The sequence below is a fragment of the Streptomyces sp. KL116D genome, assembly GCF_030766975.1.
GTDB classification, from domain to species: Bacteria; Actinomycetota; Actinomycetes; order Streptomycetales; family Streptomycetaceae; genus Streptomyces; species Streptomyces longispororuber_A.
On record NZ_JASERH010000098.1, the window covers coordinates 1 to 17,726 of the forward strand.

General features: G+C 71.6%; 19 protein-coding genes and 3 pseudogenes. 13 read left to right on the forward strand and 9 right to left on the reverse strand.

Going from position 1 to position 17,726, the window contains the following annotated elements; genetic code table 11:
* The first annotated feature begins 393 nt into the window (after nucleotides 1–393).
* From RBJ77_RS39165 to RBJ77_RS39175, 3 genes and pseudogenes are all read left to right on the forward strand, one after another.
* Complete coding sequence (locus RBJ77_RS39165) at nucleotides 394–663, forward strand: hypothetical protein (protein WP_372349338.1); 270 nt, start codon at nucleotides 394–396, stop codon at nucleotides 661–663.
* Between the two features lie 31 nt (nucleotides 664–694).
* Nucleotides 695–943, forward strand: a complete 249-nt coding sequence (locus tag RBJ77_RS39170; protein ID WP_372349339.1) for a hypothetical protein — start codon at nucleotides 695–697, stop codon at nucleotides 941–943.
* A 747-nt stretch (nucleotides 944–1,690) separates the two neighbouring features.
* Nucleotides 1,691–2,634: pseudogene (locus tag RBJ77_RS39175) on the forward strand (carbohydrate ABC transporter permease).
* Nucleotides 2,635–3,051: 417 nt separating this feature from the next.
* Here the strand turns inward: RBJ77_RS39175 and RBJ77_RS39180 are convergent.
* Both RBJ77_RS39180 and RBJ77_RS39185 read right to left on the reverse strand, forming a co-directional pair.
* Nucleotides 3,052–3,180: a hypothetical protein gene (locus RBJ77_RS39180; RefSeq protein WP_372349340.1), complete on the reverse strand. Its 129-nt coding sequence runs from the start codon at nucleotides 3,178–3,180 to the stop codon at nucleotides 3,052–3,054.
* A gap of 233 nt (nucleotides 3,181–3,413) precedes the next feature.
* A complete protein-coding gene (locus RBJ77_RS39185; protein ID WP_372349341.1) occupies nucleotides 3,414–3,578 on the reverse strand; it encodes a hypothetical protein in 165 nt (54 codons plus the stop codon).
* Nucleotides 3,579–3,703: 125 nt separating this feature from the next.
* On the opposite strand from RBJ77_RS39185, the pseudogene RBJ77_RS39190 reads away from it, so the two are divergent.
* Together RBJ77_RS39190 and RBJ77_RS39195 are read left to right on the forward strand one after the other, a co-directional pair.
* Nucleotides 3,704–5,308: pseudogene (locus RBJ77_RS39190) on the forward strand (alpha-amylase family glycosyl hydrolase).
* 990 nt (nucleotides 5,309–6,298) lie between these two features.
* Nucleotides 6,299–6,424, forward strand: a complete 126-nt coding sequence (locus RBJ77_RS39195; RefSeq protein WP_372349356.1) for a hypothetical protein — start codon at nucleotides 6,299–6,301, stop codon at nucleotides 6,422–6,424.
* A gap of 179 nt (nucleotides 6,425–6,603) precedes the next feature.
* Here RBJ77_RS39195 and RBJ77_RS39200 read toward each other — a convergent pair whose 3' ends face one another.
* The 3 genes from RBJ77_RS39200 to RBJ77_RS39210 all read right to left on the reverse strand — a co-directional run bounded on the left by RBJ77_RS39200 (nucleotide 6,604) and on the right by RBJ77_RS39210 (nucleotide 8,243).
* Nucleotides 6,604–6,738: a hypothetical protein gene (locus RBJ77_RS39200; protein WP_372349342.1), complete on the reverse strand. Its 135-nt coding sequence runs from the start codon at nucleotides 6,736–6,738 to the stop codon at nucleotides 6,604–6,606.
* 439 nt (nucleotides 6,739–7,177) lie between these two features.
* On the reverse strand, nucleotides 7,178–7,465 hold the full coding sequence (locus tag RBJ77_RS39205) for a hypothetical protein (RefSeq protein WP_372349343.1): 288 nt from the start codon (nucleotides 7,463–7,465) through the stop codon (nucleotides 7,178–7,180).
* Between the two features lie 208 nt (nucleotides 7,466–7,673).
* Nucleotides 7,674–8,243 (reverse strand): hypothetical protein, encoded by a 570-nt coding sequence (locus RBJ77_RS39210; RefSeq protein ID WP_372349344.1) that lies wholly within the window; start codon nucleotides 8,241–8,243, stop codon nucleotides 7,674–7,676.
* A gap of 2,831 nt (nucleotides 8,244–11,074) precedes the next feature.
* On the opposite strand from RBJ77_RS39210, the gene RBJ77_RS39215 reads away from it, so the two are divergent.
* From RBJ77_RS39215 to RBJ77_RS39225, 3 genes are all read left to right on the forward strand, one after another.
* Nucleotides 11,075–11,206, forward strand: a complete 132-nt coding sequence (locus RBJ77_RS39215) for a hypothetical protein (protein ID WP_372349345.1) — start codon at nucleotides 11,075–11,077, stop codon at nucleotides 11,204–11,206.
* 455 nt (nucleotides 11,207–11,661) lie between these two features.
* A complete protein-coding gene (locus tag RBJ77_RS39220; RefSeq protein ID WP_372349357.1) occupies nucleotides 11,662–12,009 on the forward strand; it encodes a glycoside hydrolase family 3 C-terminal domain-containing protein in 348 nt (115 codons plus the stop codon).
* Between the two features lie 241 nt (nucleotides 12,010–12,250).
* The gene (locus RBJ77_RS39225) at nucleotides 12,251–12,571 is read left to right on the forward strand and encodes a fibronectin type III-like domain-contianing protein (protein ID WP_372349346.1); all 321 of its coding nucleotides are present in this window, start codon (nucleotides 12,251–12,253) and stop codon (nucleotides 12,569–12,571) included.
* A 38-nt stretch (nucleotides 12,572–12,609) separates the two neighbouring features.
* Here the strand turns inward: RBJ77_RS39225 and RBJ77_RS39230 are convergent.
* A pseudogene (locus RBJ77_RS39230) lies at nucleotides 12,610–13,308 on the reverse strand (DNA alkylation repair protein).
* Nucleotides 13,251–13,685, reverse strand: coding sequence for an IclR family transcriptional regulator C-terminal domain-containing protein (locus tag RBJ77_RS39235; protein WP_372349358.1), 435 nt, complete (start codon nucleotides 13,683–13,685; stop codon nucleotides 13,251–13,253). Before RBJ77_RS39235 ends, RBJ77_RS39230 begins: the two are co-directional and overlap by 58 nt.
* Here RBJ77_RS39235 and RBJ77_RS39240 point away from each other — a divergent pair.
* Nucleotides 13,678–13,878: a hypothetical protein gene (locus RBJ77_RS39240; RefSeq protein ID WP_372349364.1), complete on the forward strand. Its 201-nt coding sequence runs from the start codon at nucleotides 13,678–13,680 to the stop codon at nucleotides 13,876–13,878. The genes RBJ77_RS39235 and RBJ77_RS39240 overlap by 8 nt on opposite strands.
* On the opposite strand, the gene RBJ77_RS39245 is transcribed toward RBJ77_RS39240, so the two are convergent.
* Together RBJ77_RS39245 and RBJ77_RS39250 are read right to left on the reverse strand one after the other, a co-directional pair.
* A complete protein-coding gene (locus RBJ77_RS39245) occupies nucleotides 13,865–14,638 on the reverse strand; it encodes a LysR substrate-binding domain-containing protein (RefSeq protein WP_372349347.1) in 774 nt (257 codons plus the stop codon). The genes RBJ77_RS39240 and RBJ77_RS39245 overlap by 14 nt on opposite strands.
* Nucleotides 14,639–14,987: 349 nt before the next feature.
* Nucleotides 14,988–15,119, reverse strand: coding sequence for a hypothetical protein (locus RBJ77_RS39250; protein ID WP_372349348.1), 132 nt, complete (start codon nucleotides 15,117–15,119; stop codon nucleotides 14,988–14,990).
* Nucleotides 15,120–15,318: 199 nt separating this feature from the next.
* On the opposite strand from RBJ77_RS39250, the gene RBJ77_RS39255 reads away from it, so the two are divergent.
* The 4 genes from RBJ77_RS39255 to RBJ77_RS39270 all read left to right on the forward strand — a co-directional run bounded on the left by RBJ77_RS39255 (nucleotide 15,319) and on the right by RBJ77_RS39270 (nucleotide 17,703).
* A complete protein-coding gene (locus tag RBJ77_RS39255) occupies nucleotides 15,319–15,609 on the forward strand; it encodes a hypothetical protein (RefSeq protein WP_372349349.1) in 291 nt (96 codons plus the stop codon).
* An 82-nt stretch (nucleotides 15,610–15,691) separates the two neighbouring features.
* Nucleotides 15,692–16,012, forward strand: coding sequence for a hypothetical protein (locus tag RBJ77_RS39260; RefSeq protein ID WP_372349350.1), 321 nt, complete (start codon nucleotides 15,692–15,694; stop codon nucleotides 16,010–16,012).
* A 647-nt stretch (nucleotides 16,013–16,659) separates the two neighbouring features.
* Entirely contained in the window at nucleotides 16,660–16,872 is a 213-nt protein-coding gene (locus RBJ77_RS39265; RefSeq protein WP_372349351.1) for a hypothetical protein, read from the forward strand.
* A 312-nt stretch (nucleotides 16,873–17,184) separates the two neighbouring features.
* Nucleotides 17,185–17,703, forward strand: a complete 519-nt coding sequence (locus tag RBJ77_RS39270; RefSeq protein WP_372349359.1) for a zinc-binding dehydrogenase — start codon at nucleotides 17,185–17,187, stop codon at nucleotides 17,701–17,703.
* The last annotated feature ends 23 nt before the right edge of the window (nucleotides 17,704–17,726 follow it).

Below are 17,726 nucleotides of genomic sequence, written 5' to 3' on the forward strand. Positions count from 1 at the left end.
GTACTTCGTTCCAATCAGGTTGGGTGTTTAACCGTTTTCACATTTATCATTGAAACGCTTTCGCGTTTTTCGTGCGCCGCTTCACCGGGTCCAGAGCGTTGCCCGCGCCCCGCGCCCGGGAGCCGCGCGGCCACACCCACCATCCGGGCCCCTCCGCCCCAGGCGGCCGCTGTCCGCCCTTAATCGCGGACCCGTCGTGGCGCCGTGGATCCGAATGTTGCGTGCATCTGTGTGCGCTCCTCTTATCGTGATGACGAGGACCACCAGGGCGGTGCTTGGGCGTCACCCTAGAGGAGCCGTAATGAAGCCCCGTAACCTCGCGATCGCTTCTGACGACAGGATGCTCGCACTCACCGCCACCGCCTGCGGCGGAGACTCGAAACTCCGATGCCGGTGGCGACGTCCTTCATCACCGTGGCGTGTCAGCCGGCGAGATTGCGCCGAGGAACGCGCAAGGCCTGGGACGACGACGTCGCCGCGTTCGAGAGCGCACCCGGGCGTCACGGTGAAAGGCACCGACCAGCAGCGTGCTTCGACCAGACCTTCGCCGCGAAGCTGGCCAGCGACCAGATGGAGACCGTCTTCATGGTGCCGGTCACCAACTACGCCGACGTCATCGCCAAGCGGCAGGCCAAAGGATCACCGGGCGAACCGGTCTGGTGAAGAACTTCGGATCAAGCAGGACGTCCGGGACATGGTCATAAGGACGGCAAGGTGTACGGCGTCCCACAACGTCAGCTACAGCGTCGGACTCGTCTACAACCGCGCCCCTGTTCACCAAGGCGGACTCGACCCCGACGCCCCGCCGAAGACCTGGGACGAGGTGCGCGCCGCCGGCGAAAGAAGATCGCGGGGCTCGGTGCCGGCTACCGTCGGTTACGGCGAGTACGGCGGCGGCAACGTCGGCAGCTGGCACTTCGCGCAGTCCGTCTTCAGCCACTGACGGCGAGATGGTCGTCGACGGCAGGGCAGCCTTCCAACAGCCCCGAGGCAAGGCCGTGCTGCAGAACCTCCGACATGCGCTGGGAGGACAAGAGCACCGGCAGCAGGTCCTCATCGGCTGGGGGCGCTGATGCGGCAGATGGCGGCCGGCAGGGCACAGGCATGATGCTCGGCGCCCCGGACGTCGTCACCGACGTCGTCCAGAAGTTCAAGGGCAAGACGCGGACTACGGCATCACCGGCACCCGACGGCAAGGCGTCGCTCACCGGCGGCGAGGCGTACATGATCAACCCAGGCGGCGAGCGCCGCCCAGACCAAGGCGGCCATGCGGTGGATCGACTTCGAGTTCAACACCCGGAGCAGGGGGCCGCTTCGGCTTCGCCCACCTTACGGAAGCAGCAGCAGGCCGTCGGCGTCCCGAACAACGCGACTACATGGGTGACTCGGCGACCGGCGAACCCTCGCAGAAGACCGCAAAAGAAGAACGCGGCGCTCGGTCGAGCTACAGGCCTACGTCCCGAGTCCGCCACGGGGTCGCCCTCAAGCTCGAACCGGCCAAGGCCCAGGGCTCTACGCGGTGCTCGACGTGGCCATGTCCGCGGTCCTGACGCGGGAGAACGCCGACATCGACAAGCTCGGACGCCGGTCAAAGGCGAACTCGATTCGGCGAAGAGCTGACGGCAACTGTCCCGGTGCCGTTCGGAGGGCGGCACCCCGCGTCGGCCTCGGGGGCCAGGTCGAACGGGAGATGACGATGGAAACACTCACCATGGAGCCGAAGCGGCAGCTCGCGCCGCGCCGTCGGCCACCGTCCGAAGCGGCGCAGGGCGGCGCGGCGGAACCTGACACTGCCTACGGATTCCCTGTGCGCCGCGCTGTTCTGCTTCGCCATGTTCGCGTGGTGGCCGATCATCAGGAAGTCGTCCTCAGCTTCCAGCAGACCAACCTCGTCGACCCGCCGACCTGGGGGCCTGGACAGCTTCCGTACGGTGGTGGACGATCCGGCGTTCGGCCAGGCCTGGCGCAACACCCTGGCCTTCACCCTGCTGGCGCTGCTGTGCGGCTACGTGGTGCCGTTCGCCGTCGCGATCGTCCTCAACGAACTGCGGCACGCGCGGGGCTACCTCCGCTTCGTCGTCTACCTGCCGGTGATGCTGCCGCCGATCGTCGGTCCTGCTTTCTTTCAACTGGTTCTACGGCCCGGGCCCCGGACTGTTCAACCAGGTCCTCGACTTCGTCGGCCTGCCGACCCTCGCCTGGCTCGACTCCACCGACACCGCGCTCATCTCCCTCGTCATCGTCACCTGGATGAACCTGGGATCGGGGTCCTCATCTATCTGGCGGCGCTGCAGAACATCCCCGGCGATCTGTACGAGGCCGCGGAACTCGACGGCGCCGGCATCCTCAAAGCGGATCCCGGCACGTCACCATCCCTGAACCCGGCTGATCCTGCTGCTGATGTTGATGCCAGATCGTCGCCACGATGCAGGTGTTCATCGAGCCGTACATGCTCACGGGCGGCGGCCCGGAGAACGCGACGGTCACCGTCGCCTACCTCATGTACCAGTACGCCTTCGTCTACGGCGGCAACTACGGGGCGGGCAGCGCCCTCGGTTACTGATGCTCATGATCGTCCTGCTGGCGGTCGCCAGAGTTCGCTCGGCTGACCCGAGAGAAGTAGCGCCATGGTGAGACACCACCACCGCCCCGAAGCGGCGGCGAGGACCGAAGGCGGCGGCGCGGCCGGCCGGCGCGGCGACCGGAAGAAGCGGCGCGGCGGCTGGGCGGACGGCCTCCAGGACCATCGTCTCGCCACGCTCCAGCTCAGGTTGCTAGAATTTGGAAAGATCTACTGGACTGCCACCGCCGTCGTGATCGTGTTCGCCCTGGTCTTCGTCTTCCCGCTCTACTGGATGGTCACCGGCGCCATGAAGACGGGCGAGGAAGTCGCCCAGATGCCGCCACCCTGTTCCCGAAGTCGCCGGACTTCGGCGTGTTCGCGGACGCCTGAGACTCTTCGACATCGGGACGCTGCTCAGGAACACCGTCTTCTACGCCGTCGGTGCCTGGCTGTTCGCGCTCGCCGTGGACGTCTCCGCCGCCGCGCTGTCAAGCACGGCCGATGCGCAGGAACGTGATCATGGCGGGCATGCTGGCCGCGCTGATGATCCCGCCGATCGTCGTGTTGGTCCCCGCGTACATCACGGTCTGCCGACGTGCCGATCCCTCGGCTGGCACCTGCTCAACTCGCCCTGGGCGATCTGGTTTAGTGGCCGCCAACGGCTTCAACATCTTCCTGCTGAAGCGGTTCTTCGTCCCGCGCCCGCCGGACGAGATCCCTGGAGGCCGCCGAGATCGACGGCATTATGGCGCGTCCTCGTCTCATCATCCTGCCGATCTCCCGGCCGATCCTCGGCACGTCGTCTCCATCTTCACCGTCGTCCCTCGTGTCTTCGGGGACTTCGTCTGGCTTACTGGTCCTTCCCGACAGCGAAGATGACCATCAGCGTCGGACTGTGTCCCGAACCGCGGGCGCCGGTGACCCAGAACTCAGATCTGGCCGGTCTCGTCATCGCGAGCGTCCCGGTGATCATCGTGTTCTTCTTCTTCCAGCGCAGCATCATGGCGGGCCTCACCGCCGGCGCCTCAGGGCTGAACCCGCCCGGCCGCCGACCCGCCCACGCAGAGCACTCCGCGCCGGTCCATCTGTCCATGCCCCGCCCGACCGGCGGCGGGTTTACCTGCCCGAAAGGACCGTCACGTGGCAGCTGTTCCCGCCGTCACCGCAGACTGGTGGCGCGACGCCGCCATCTACCAGGTGGCATCCCGGAGCTTCGCGGACGGCGACGGCGACGGCACCGGGAGACCTGGCGGGCGTCCGCACCGGCTTTGCCGTACCTCGCCGAACTCGGCGTCGACGCCGTGTGGTTCACCCCTGGTACCTCTCCCCGCTGGTCGACGGCGACACGACGTGGCCGACTACCGGACCATCGACCCCGCCTTCGGCACCACTGCGGAGAGAGGCCGAGAAGCTGATCTCCGGGCGGCCGACCTGGGCATCCGGGTCATCATCGTTATCGTGCCGACCACGTCTCCGACCAGCACGCCTGGTTCCGGGCCGCGTTGAGGCCGGCCCCAGCCCCAGGCAGGCTGTTCCGCCTTCAGGCCCGGCCGCGGCACGAGCACGGCGAACTGCCGCCGAACGACTGGCCTTCGCAGTTCTGGGATCGACCTGGACCCGGGTGCCGACGGCGAGTGGTACCTCCCACCTGTTCACCCAGCCCGACCTCAACTGGGCCCACCCCGCCGTCCGGCGCGAGCACGGGACGTGCTGCGCTCTGGTTCGAACGCGGCGTCGCCGGCGTCCGCATCGACTCCGCCGCGCTGCCGCCAAGCACCCGCAACTGCCCCGACTTCGTCGAAGGGCGTCGACCCACCGTACATCGACAGGACGAACTCCACGACATCACCGCTCCTGGCGGGCGCTCTCGGTACGGCGGCGTGTTCGTCGGCGAGTCTGGCTGCCGGACGCCAAAACGCTTCGCCCGCTACCTCCGCCCCGACGAACCGCACACCGCGTTCAGCTTCAACTTCCTCGCCTGCCCCTGGGACGCCGGCCGGCTGCGCCGCTCCCATCGACGACACCCTCGCCGAGCACGCGCCGGTCGGCGCCCCGGCCACCACGGGTCCCTGTGCAACCACGACGTGACCCGCACCGTCACCCGCTACGGCCGCGCCGACACCCGCCTTCGACTTCGCCACGAAGGCCTTCGGCACGCCCACCGATCGGCCCTCGGCACCCGGCGGGCCGCGCCGCGACCCTGCTCACCCTGGCCCTGCCCGGCTCCGTCTGCCTCTACCAGGGCGAGGAACTGGGCCTGCCGGGCGGAATACCGCGAACCGCATCAGGACCCGATACTTCCGCTCGGCGGCACCGTCCAGGCCGCGACGGCTGCCGGTTCCCCTGCCGTGGACCGCCGACGCGCCCGCCCCGTACGGCTCCGGTTCGGTCGGCGAACCGTGGCTGCCGCAACCCGACGACTGGGCGCAGGTACGCCGTCCTTAGAGCGCCCGTCCCGACTCAGCCTCGCCTCTACCGCACCGCCTGCGCCTGCGCCGGTCCGCGCGGCGAGGCTTCGAGGACGGCCCGATGAGCTGGCTCCCGGCCGCGGACGGGGTGCTGGCTTCACCCGCCCGCACGATTGATCTGCGTGGTGAACCTCGCCAGCCACCCGGCCGACCTGCCCGCCCACGGACAACTGCTCCTCTCCAGCGGGCCGTTGGACGCGGACGGCGACTGCCGAGCGATACGGCGGTGTGGCTGAGAGCTCCGACGGTGCGCGGCCGCACCGCTCCGGGCAGGTAGGTCAAGATTCGCAAGGTCCCCACGACCGCAAAGACAAGAACAGGAATCTGCGTTAGGCTTGCAATCATGACGCGACGACTTGCCTGCTGTTGCGAAGAAGGTCGGGGTCAGCGAGGCGACGGTGTCAGCCGGGTGCTCAACGCGAGGGGCTGAGCGTCTCCGAGGCGACCCGGCAGTCGGTGCTGACCGCGCTCGACGTGCTGGGGTACGAGCGGCCCGACGCAGCTGCGGGGCGAGCGCGCTCACGGCTGGTCGGCCTCGTCCTGCCGGGACTGCAGAACCCGATCTTCCCCGGCGTTCGCCGGCGTGATCGGCGGCGCGCTCGCACAGCAGGGGCTCACGCCGGTGCTCTGTGCACGCAGACGAAGGGCGGCGCCGTCGGAGGCGCGACTACGTGGACCTGCTAGCTCCAGCAGCAGGTCTCCGGCGTCGTCTTCGCGGGCGGCCTGTTCGCGCGGAGCCGACGCGCGCGCACGCGCACTACCAGCGGCCTGGCCGAGCGCAACGATGCCCGGTGGTGCTTCGTCAACGCCGTCGAGCGCCTCGACTTCCCATGCGTGCGCCTGCGACGACGTCGGTCGCGGCCGAGCAGGCGTGGCGGCACCTGGCCTCGCTGCGGGCACGAGCGGATCGGCCTCGGGTGCTCGGCCCGCGCGGACCACATGCACCGTCGCAGCGCAAGCTGGCCGCGGCGCGCGGCCGCGGCGCAGGCCCTGGGCGGCACCGCTGGCCCGACGACGTTCGGTCGAGCGGGGCCGCTGTTCTGCTGGAGGGCGGGCAGGCGCGCGGCGGCACGCCTGCTGGCCCGCGGCGTCACCGGCGTCGTCTGCGCCAGCGACCCGCTGGCCCTCGGCGCGGTCCGCGCCGCGCCGCTCGGCGCGGGCCGTTCGGTGCCGCGCGAGGCTCGTCGGTGGTCGGCTACGACGACTCGTGCGCTTCATGACCTGCACCGAGCCGCGCTGATCGACGGTGCGGCAGCCGATCGAGGCGATGGGCCGGGCGGCGGTCGAGCTGCTGGTCGCGCAGATCCAGGGCAGCCGGTGCCGCCCGGCGAGCTGCTCTTCGAGCCCGAGACTGCTGGTGCGCGGCGCGACCGCACCGCCCGCCTCCGGCTGACCGGACCAGGATTCCAGCCGGAGGCGGCACTCACCCTGATCCCGGCGAGCACGGTGTCCGAGCAGCCGGTCGAACTCCGCCACCGAAACCGACGTCGCCCAGCGGGGAGCGCGGGTGCGGCCGTCGTCGGGTGGGCGGCGGCATCGAACTCCGGTACCGGAGCAGGGACTTCGGGTCCTTCACCGGTACGGGCCAAGCAGGTGTCCGTCCAGGAACCCGAACAGCACCACGGGCGTGTCCGCCACCACCCGGTCGGGCGCGGCCCCGCCGCGCGCATCGCGGTCACCAGCCGCTTCCACGGCGGCGACGGTCACCGGTGAGGTCCGGGCGCGCACGACCACCAGAAGACCCGCGGATGGCGGTAGGCCACGGCCCGTGTGACCGTGCGCCGTACGGCGGGCGATTCTCGCCCAGTCGTCCGACGCGTCTCGCGGTGTCGGACTCCATCTCGCGGAGCACGGCCTCGGAGGCGGCGCGCCGAGCAGCCCCGCCTTGCCCTTCTCGCATGGTGATAGATCGACATCGGCCGACCCCGAGTTCGCCGGCGAGCCGGCGGACGCGAAGCGCTCCGACTCGTCGCGGTCGACAGGCGCGACGGCGGCGGTCGCGATGCGGTGCCGGTCGAGACCGGGCTGAGGTGCCCTGATGCCCGTCGTGCCACGTCCGTCCCCTCCACCCGGCAGAGCCTACGGCGCCAGAACTTACCGTACGCGGCCGGGAGGACGGCCTCCGCCGAACGGTCGCCGCACTCCCTCACAACCGCTCGGCGAACGCCCGCGCGGCGGCCAGGTCCGCATCGCCCGGGCGCCTTGCTGAGACCCGCCGACGACCTTTGAAGCGCGCGCACGTGTCGAAGCCCCGGCACGAGAAGGGCGACTCCGTCACCTCGTACCTTGCCTGCGAGGGAGCCGGGCCGCCGGCCGGGAGCGGCATCAGCGGCAGCTCCGGCGGCCCGCTGGTCGCGAACACGGCCCGGCCCCGCCCGTCGGGAAGCGCCCGGACGAACGCGGTCAGCCGCGGGTGGAGCCTGCCGTAGAACACACCCGAGCCGAATCCGACGAGGTCCCGCGGCGGCCGCCGCCGGGTCTGCCTCCTCGGGCGGAACCTTCGCGCCCAGGACCTGGGCCATGGCGTCCGGCGACCGACGGGCTTGCGGAGGTGCACACGATGACGGCACGTTCATGGCGCTGATCCTTTCACCGGCCTGGCCCACAAGGACTGCACAACCACGCCGTACGTGACATCCCCATTACCGGGACCGGCGGCCTCGGATCAGATCGAAGATCCCGTAACGAGGTCCGTCCCGCCCTGATCCGGCCGCCACCGACCTCGACGCCCCCGCACCAGGACCGCAGTGGCGTCGCCGACGGGCGTCCAGCTCGGCCGCGGCGCGGCGCGGATTGACGACGACGAGGTGGTTCCGCCGCGTTGCGTACACCAGGGGATAGCCGTCGTGCAGCACCTCGTGGCCGCCCGCGCGCCCAACTCCGAACCGGGACGTGCGCAGTTCGATCCAGACGCGGCGGACCAGATGCAGCAGGGAGCCGTCGTCGGCCACTGAGCGGCGACGTTCGGCCGGGCCGGGTCCGGATCGAGGAGGGTACAGCCGTTCCGCGGGCGCCGTGGAGAAGCCGGCGTTCTCCGTGCTGCGTCCCACTGCATCGGGGTGCGCGAGGCCCGCCCGGTTGTAGCGCGGGCCGAGCCAGAAGCTGCCCTCGTGGTCCGGCAGGCCCGGCACGTACCGCATGCGCCGATCGTCGCCGTAGTAGATCGCCGGCACCGTCGGCCAGGTCAGGTGGAAGGCGGAGGCCGCGGGCAACTGCTCCGCCGTGCGCGCGCCGCAGGCCAACGGCCGGGAAGAAGTCGTGGTTGGCGGTGGGCGGGCGGGCGTACCCCGCGTCCCCCGATGGTGTCGGTGACGGACCGCCAGATGTCGAGGGAGGCGATCTGCGGGGAACCGAGGCCGATCGGCGCCCGAAGCTACGGCGACAGCGGCTGCCACTGCTCGTTGACCGTGCCCTCGAGAGTTGTGTCCACAGCGAGCGCAGGGCGATCCGTCCCGTGCGGGACCAGGAACTGGAAGGGAAGAAGTCGCGGAACCCCGCCGGCACCGACGTCGCCGGATGCACCCCACTCGGACAGCAGGGCGGCCTGCGGATGCCGCGTGTCGAGGCAGATCCCGCAGCTCGCGCGAGATGCTTGCACGGTCTCGCTGGCGGGTCGTGCCGCTTGACGTGCGGCGCCAGCCATGTCGACGCGGAACCCGGACAGGCCGAGCGACAACCAGTGGTCTTCTCCTCGCGCAGCACCTGGTGGCGAGCGGCTCGGCGTCGAGCGGGCGCGCCGCCACGGCTCCGGCCCGGATCAGGCGCGACGTAAAACCCGAAGTTGAAGGGGCGGGCTGCGAGGCGAAGAGTTCGGCAGGTAGAAGCCGGGTCAGGGAACCCGGCGCGAGGCGGCATGCGAAAAGCCGGCGGGCAGCGTCGCCGGGTCCCGCGGATCCGCCCAGATGTACCGCTGGTCGGCGGGGTCGGCGGCGGAACGCCGTGAACCACGGGTGCTCGTCCGGCGTGTGCCCGGCCACCAGGTCGAGCAGTACCCGGATGCGCGGCTCCGGGCCGCCTCGGCCAGCCGGACCAGGTCGGCGTCGGTGCAAACGTAGCGCGGAGCGACGGAGAAGTAGTCGCTCACGTCGTAGCGCGTCGCGGAACGGCGAGGCGAAGCACGGATTGAGCCAGACGGTGTTCACCCCGAGCCAGGCGGGTGGTCGAGCGCGACTCGATGCCGGCGGGGTCGCCGATGCCGTCGCCGTCAGAATCGGCGAAGCTCTGCGGATAGATCTGGTAGACGCGGCATCGGCGAGCCACTCCGGTGGCGGGGCGTGCGGACGGCACGGGACGGCCCTTCGCAGGATCGGCTGGGACGGCGGGGGAACGCGGCGGCAGCCGGGGCGGGCACGGGTCCCGCCCGGGTCATCCACCCTGCGCCTCACCCCCCGTCCACCTCGCCCTCGTCCGGACCGTCGCCGGCCACCCGCACCAGCGCCCGCACCGGCAGGTGGTGGCTCGGGCGCTACGCCGTCCCGGGCGAAGTCGTCGGCAGCGCGGCCTCGGACCCGCACGACGATCCCGCTTGCGACACCAGGATCAGTCGATGCGCTCGCCGCCCGCGGGACCGGCGGCCGGTGGTCGTGGAAGGTGCCGGAGCCCGCCCGCGCCGTTCGGCGACGTCCCAGGTGTCTGTCCCGCAGCGTCGAGCAGCGCCGCGATGGACGGGGTCGTCCGCGGGGGCGTTGAAGGTCGCCGGTGACCACGCGCGGAAGACCGGGCGCGAGGACCCGCAACCGCGCCGCAGGAGCTCCGCCGCGCGCGCCTGGCGTACGCGCTCTCGTGGTCGCGAAGTGGGTGTTGACGGCGGAGGTTCGCCGGCAGCCCAGATCCGCAGCCGCGCAGGTGGCCATGCGCGTACGGCAGCCGCCCCAGGTCTCGGGGCCGGGCACGTCGGGTGTCCGAGAGCCAGAAGTGGCCGGGTCCAGCGCTTCGAGGCGCTCGCGGTCGTAATGGCCGATCGCGGCGAACTCGCGCCCCGGTGCCGGCGTCGCCGGCCCTGCGACCCACCCGTACCGGTCGGTGCCGAGATCGTCACGCGGGTCGCGCGGCAGCGCCGCGAGCCATCCCTGGGTGCCGGCGCAGATGGGGGCGCGCCCGGTTCAGCAACTCCCCCGGCCGGGGGCGCCGGTCCCGCCACGGGCGGGGAGACGGAGCCGGGCGACGAGCGGGTTGAAGGTCATGACCCGGGCCAAAGTGCGGTTCGTCGTCCTCTACGTGGGCCTCCACGTGGGCTGTTGCCAGCACTTGCGTGTACTCGAAATGAATGCGCTTACATTCTCGGTGCGCGAGAACGCTAACTCCGCGGACGCGATACGGCAACAGGTAGCAAAGGTATAGAGGTCACCACGTGCTGCGAGCGAACGAATCACAGATCAAGGAACTGCTGGGCCGGATGACGGTCGAGGAGAAGCTCGGACGGCTCCGGCGGCTGACGTGGACGGGGACACCGGACCCGGCGGCGGCCAGACCGCCGAGACGGAGGCGGCGGCGCCGCGCAGCCTGCTTTCGGCTCGGTGTCCTCAACATCCCACGGCGCCCCGCCGCACGAACGAACTGCAGCGCATCGCCGTCGAGGAGTCCCGGCTCGGGGCATCCCGCTGCTTTTCGGCCTCGACGTCATCCACGGCTTCTGGACCACGTTCGATCCCGCTCGCCCAGGCCGCCAGCTTCGACCCCGAGGTGTCGCGGCGCGACGCCGGGTGTCCGCCGCCCGGAGACCAGGACCGAACGGCGTGCGCTGGACCTTCTCCCCGATGATGGACGTCACGCACGAGCCGCGCTGGCCGCATCGCCAGGGCTGCGGCGAGGACCCCGTACCTGAACGCGGTGTTCGCCGTCGCCAAGGTCTAGGGGCTACCAGGGCGCCGACGGCACGGAGCTACGCGACGGCCCGGATCGCCGCCTGCGCCAAAAACTTCGTGGCGTACGGAGGTGCCGAGGGCGGGCGCGACTACAGCACGGTCGACGTGTCCGGAGCAGCGGCTGCGCGACCACCTGCCGCCGTTCAAGTCCGCGATCGACGCCCGGTGCGGCCACGGTCATGGCCCGCGTTCAACACCGTCAGCGGCGTGCCCCGCGCACGGCAACGCCCACACTGCAGACCGTCCTCCAGCGACGGGAGTGGGGCTTCGACGGCTTCGTGGTCAGCGACTACACCGGCGTCCAGGGCTGATCGCGCACGGCTTCGCCGAGGACGGCGCAGACGCGGCGCGCTCGCCCCTCCGGTGCCGGGCTCGACATGGAGATGGTCTCAGCACGCACGTCGTCGACCACGGCAGGACGCTCCTCGCCGCGGCTCACGATCGAGCGCGTGGACGACGCGGTCAGCATCCTGCGCCTGAAGTACGCCCTACGGCCTCTTCGACGACCCCTACTGCGACGAGGTCAGCCGAGATCACCGAGCCGACCGCGGCCGCGCGGCGCCGCCGCGCGCGGCGGGACCTGCCCGCTGCATGGTGCTGCTCAGGAACGAGGCGGCCGCCCTCCCGCTGGCCGCACCGCCGCGTCGATCGCCGTGGTCGGCCCGTTCGCCGACTCCGCCGATCTGCAGCGGCGTGGGGCGACGGCGCGCGCCAGTACCCGTCCGTCAGCATCCTCGACGGTGTGCGCGCGGCCGCCCCGGACGCCGTGGTCAGCCACGCGGGCGCCGACCCGGACGAGGCGGCGGCCGCCTGCCGGAGGCAGCGCGGACGTCACCGTGATCGTGGTCGGCGGGGAGGCCGAGGCTCAGTGGGCGGCCGTGCGCAGCGACATCGCGCCTGCCGCGCGGCCAGGGGAGGGAGCTCATCGCGCGCCGTCGCCGCCACCGGCAAGCCGTACGTGGTGGTCCTGGTCAACGGCCGGCCGCTGGTCCTCGGCGACTGGTTCGACGCGGCGCCCGCCGTCCTGGAGGCCTGGCACCCCGGCATCGAGGCCGGTCACGCGGTCGCGGACGTCCGCTCGGCACGGTCGCCCCGGGCGGCAAGCTGCCGGTGACCTTCCGCGTGCCGTGGGCCAGATCCGTCTACTACAACCACGAGAGCACCGGCCGCCCCTTCGACCCGGCGCACCCCCAGACAGAAGTACGTCTCCACCTACCTGGACCTGGCGGACGGCCGCCGCGGCTGCCGTTCGGTCACGGTCTCGGCTACACGACGTTCACCACCTCGGAGCCGGGCTCGGCCGGGACGAGATCTCCCGTGCGTGAGCTGGCGAGGGCGAGCGGGTCACCGTGCGGGTGACGGTCACCAACACCGGTGAGCGTGCGGGCGACGAGGTCGTCCAGCTCTACGTCCACGACGTCGCGGCGAGCATCGCGCAGCCGGTGCGCCGGCTGCGCGGCTTCGAGCGCGTCACTCTGGAGCGGGCGCGCGCCGCCACGGTCACCTTCGAACTGGGCGAGGAGGACCTGGGGTTCTGGACCAACGACCCGGCGGGCGTTCCTCGTGGAGCGCGGCCGGTTCGACGTGTACGCGGGCACGAGCTCGACGACCCTCGGCGCGGACGACGCTCGCGTCCTGCAGCCGCGCGCGCGACCGCAGCCGGTGGCCGTGGATGACGCTCTGGACCGGTGCGGGCGGGCGGGGGACCGGTGCGCTACTTCTCCTGCTGCCGGCGCACGATCTCGGCGATCCCGACACGGGCGCGAACGGCGACGTGCAGCCCGGCGAGTCGGATGGTCAGCGAGCACTTCCAGGCGCTCGCCGATGTCGACGGCCCGGGCGCGGTGCTCGGCGTGGTCGATGCCGATCTGCGCCAGGCAGTGGTTCATCGCCCACTGGAGGCGGTCCGGGGCGTCCATCATCTCCGCCTCGATGACGTCGAGCAGCCCCGCGAGGTCGAGCCCTGCGGCTTCTTCGCCACGCGCTCGGTGGTCAGCGCCCGGCCCGCGCTCGCGACCACGGGATCCGGGTCGGCGGTCCAGGGCCACGCGCAGGTCCTCGGCGTGCAGGCTCTTCTTCACGACGTAGTTCACGAGCCAGTCGTGGACCTGTGGGCGTCCGGGCGTCGCGCACCATGGCGCGTCCAGCTCGTCGCGTCCGAACGCCTTGGGCCGGCAGATCAGCAGCGCCAGCAGCCGCGCGCGGTGTCGGTCGCCCAGAGTTCCTGCGCCAGTTCCTGCTGGGTCTTGAGCCGCTTCGCGAGGGCGCGCAACTTGCCGAGGTTCACCCCGTGATCGTCACCGTGCTTCTCGTTGACCGCGCGTGCCTTCGGGTCCTCCAGCTCGGCCAGCTCGGTCAGTACCTCGGCCACCGTCGTCCCGGCCGTGAGCCTCCTGTCCGTTCCGTGCGGCACTCAGCGTACGACGCAACGGCGACAGAGTCCGGCCCGTCGGCGTCAGTGCAGCAGGGCGCTGCTGATGTCCCGCGCCGCGTCCGGTGACCTGCGCCGCGAGGGCCCGCTCTCGGCAGTCCCGCCTCGGTGAGCCGGTCCGTGCGTCCGGCGATGCTCACGGCGCCGACCACCCGCCCCGAACCGTCGCGGATCGGCGCGCCGATCGCGCTCTCCCCCTCGGTCCGCTCGTCGACGGACGCGGCCCAGCCGCGTTGCCGGATCTCGTACAGCTCGGCGGCGAGGGCCGAGGACTCGGTGAGCGTACGGTCGGTGAACCGCGGCGCAGGTCCACGGGGACGTCTCAGACCGTGGTCGAAGGCGAGCAGCGTCTTGCCCACCCCGGAGGCGTGCGAGCGGCAGATGGCCGCCCACCCGCAGGACCTGGGCGCTCTCGTCGGGGCGGAACACGTGGTGGATGACGAGCGCCCGCCCTCGTGCGCGGTGCCGATCCAGACGGACTCGCCGCTGCGCGCGGCCAGGGTGTCGGCGCTGTGCAGGGAGCGGGCCCGCAGTTCGTTCACGTCGAGGTAGCGGGTGCCCAGGTGCGAGGAGCGAGGCCCCGGGCGGTACCTGCCGGTGGCGGCGTCCTGCTCGACGAGGCCGGCCGTGGCGAGGTGTCGAGGATGCCGGCGAGGTGTCCTCGGTCAGGTCCATCGCCCGGGCCAGGTCGTTCAGACCCAGCAGCCGGGGCCCGGACGCAAGCATGCGCAGGGCCTGGGCGGCGCGCGCTCGACGGACTGGATCCTCTCTGCCACGCCCGACACCGTGGATCGCGGAAAAACCGCAGGCAGGAGAGGCAGTTCCGAGGACTCGCGGGCGGGTTCGTCACGCCTCGCGTGCGGACCGCAGGAGATGGTCGCGTACGAGCGCTACGTGAGTTCGTCGAGGAACCGGGCCGCTGGACGAGGAAACCGGTGTTGATCGGGGCGTCCTCGGATCCGGTCAGCAGCACGAGCGCGCCGGAGGCCAGCTCGGGGGCGCACAGATAGCGCGGCAGCACACTGAATCCGCTGCCGCCGACCACGGCCCGGCACTCGAGCCGCCCGCAGATCGGGCACGGTGACCCGCGGGAGTGCCGGTCAGCCGCTTGCCGAAGACGTGGCGCCAGTAGCGGCGGACGATCGGCGGAGTCCTCGGCGTACGAGACGAGCGGGACGCCGTGCAGCGCGGCCGGGGCCCTCCGCGGCGGGCGCTGTCCGATGCGCTCGGCCCACGCGGGCGAGGCGACCGGCACGAACTCCTCGTCGGACAGCGGCACCGAAGGCGAGCGCGCGCCACGCGCGGTGCGCATTGTGGCCCACCGCAGGTCGTGGCGTCCCGCCCGCAGGGCCTCCAGCAGTCGTCAGTGAGGCCGAAGGTGATGCGCAGCCGCGCGCCCGCTACTCGACGAGCGGGGCGACCGTCGGCAGCACGCAGTGGGTGGGTACTCGGCGGGGCCCGCCACATGGACGGGGTCGCGTCCCCTCGCCGAACAGGCCACGCCCGAGCCGCTGACCGAGCCGAGCGCGTCCAGCGGCTCCATGACCCGCGGCGGCTCGGCGCGAGGCAGGGTGGGCGCCACGCCGCGCGGCGCTGCCGCTCGAACGGCTCCCGGCCGAGGCTGGCTCTCCAGCGTTCTGCGTCAGCGGCGGTCGGCTAGTTCAGGCCAGCAGCCGGGCGCCCGCGGTGAAGCGCGCGCCCGGTACCGCGAGGAACGTGCGCAGCAGGTTCAGGTCAGGAAAGCCCGGCCCCGTGCCGGCGGCTGCGCGGCCGCCAGGTATTCCCGGGTCCATTCCCGTTGTCGTCGAATCCTATCTCTCACATGTACGAGCCTATTGGATTCCGATGGGGTAGAAGACCTACGGTCGAGGACGTCGCCGCACTGACGAAATGCGTACGGCGGAGTGATCGGAGGCCTCGGACGTGTCAGCGGCGGCGACGGACCGTCCCCGATCGTACGCCTCGTGCGGGACCCGCACGCGGAGAACCCTCATGTCGAAGATCCTCTTCGTCGTCACCGGCACGGTCCACTGGACGCTGGCCGACGGCGCGCAGCACCCCACCGGCCTACCTGGGCCGAGGGGCCGTCGCCCCCTACCAGGCACGTTCAAGGCGGCCGGTCACGAGATCGATGGTCGCCACCCCCGGTGGCGTCGTGCCCACCGTCGACCAGCAGTCGCGCTGGGCGAGTTCAACGGCGGGCGGGAGGGCGCCGACCGGATGGCCCGCCGACCTCGCCCGCGTTCGCCGAGCTGCAGTCCCCGATCAGCCTGGACGACGTGAACCTCGACGACTACGCCGCCGTCTTCTACCCCGGCGGCCACGGCCCCATGGAGGACCTCGCCGTCGACGCGACCTCGGTGACGTGCTGACGCGCCCTGGAGTCGGCAAGCCCCTCGCCGTCGTCTGCCACGGTCCCGCCGCACTGCTCGCCGCGACCAAGGCGGACGGCACCAACTCCTTCAAGGGGCTACGACGTGGCCGCGTTCACCAACGAGGAGGGACCCAGGGCGGCTTCGCCGACAAGGCAAATGGCTGCTCCAGGACCGTCTCACCGAGGCCGGAGTGCGCGTCCGGGCCGGCGAGGCGTGGGCGCCGAAGGTGGTCGTCGACCGCAACCTGGTCACCGGCGAGAACCCGGCCTCCGCCGCCCCCGCTCGCCGACGAACTGCTCAAGCTGGTCTGACCCGATGGGCACCGACCGGCTCGACGAGGTCCTCGACGCGACGTACGACTGCCTGACCAGGTACGGCGTACGGCGCACCACGATGGACGACATCGCCACCGCCATGAGGGTGTCGGTCCGCGGTCTACCAGTACGTCCGCAGCAAGGACGACGCCTTCCGGCGGCTCGCCGGGCGCCTGCACGAGCGGGCCTCGAGCAGGCCCGCCGGGCCGCCGCCGACACCGGCGCGACGTACCAGGACCGGGTGCGCGGCGTGCTCGCCGCCAAGCTCGACCTCGTCCTCCGAACTGTCCGGGGACTCCGCACACCGCCGAACTCCTCGACGACAAGACCCGGCTGTTCGGCGGGATCTGCACCGCCTTCACCACCGATCTGCACGCCCTGCTCACCGGCCTGTTCGCCGAGGCAGGGCACCGTCGCCGGGATCGAACCGGCCGACGCGGCCCACCCTGTGCATCGCCCAGGTCATGGGTCTGGAACACACAGGACGCCCGCAGGCTGCTGCCCCTGGCGTCGGACGCGCTCGTGGCGGCGGTGCTGGGCGTGCCCCTCGCACCGGCGGCCGCGCCCGCGGTCGCTGATCCCCCACCACCAGTGCCTGTTCCTCTCTCACCCCCTCACTCTCGCACCCCCTCACTAGGATCGTCATGTCTTTCTCCAGCCGTGAATGGCACCTCGTCCGCCCATCCGTCGGCGAGCCCCAGCAGTCCGACTTCGCCTTCGAGACCGTCACCGTGCCCGACCCGGGTCCTGGCCAGATCGTCGTCCGCAACGACTACATGTCCGTCGACCCGTACATGCGCGGGCGGATGAACGAAGGCGAGTCGTATCGCGCAGTTCGAACTGGGCGAGGGCCATGACGGGCTCCGCCGTCGGCACCGTCGTCGCTTCGCAGGACGCGGGTGTCCCGGTCGGCGCGACCGTCACCCACTTCCTCGGCTGGCGCAGTACGCGCTCCTCGACGCCGCCCAGGCCCCAGCTCGTCGACACCGAACTCGCTCCCGCCCGGAGCCTGCCCAGGGTGCTCGGTACGACCGGACTGACCGCGTGGGCCAGTCTCAGGAAAGTGGCCCCGGTCGAGGAGGGCGACGTCGTCTTCGTCTCCGGCGCCGCGGGCGCGGTCGGCTCAAATCGCCGGGCAGCTCGCCCGCAAGCTCGGCGCGGCCAAGGTCATCAGCTCGGCCGGCGGTCCCGCCAAGGCCAAGCGGCGCACCGAGGACTTCGGCTTCGACGTGGCGCTGGACTACCGCGAGGGCGACATCGCAGGGCAGCTCGCCGAGGCGGCGCCCGACGGCATCGACGTCTACCTCGACAACGTCGGCGGCGACCACCTCGACGCCGCGCTGCGGGTCATGAACCTGCGCGGGCGGATCGCCATGGTCGGCGCCATCTCCCGGATACAACGCCACCGAACTGCCCGCGGGCCCTCGCACCTCCCGCTCGCCATCGGCAAGCGCATCAACCTGCGCGGCATGAACGTGAGCGACCACTTCCCTCGTCCCGGACGCTACGCCCGGCGCAGGCGGGCGGCGCTGGCTCGCGGACGGCTCGCTCGTCGCGGACGAGACCGTCGTCGACGGCATCGAGAACGCAGTCGACGCGTTCGGTTCGATGATGCGCGGCGCCAACACCGGCCAAGATGCTCGTCCGCCTTCCCCGGGCCTGACCTGCCTTCCCCGGGTCGGGCCTGACCGCCTTCAGGTCAGACCCGCAC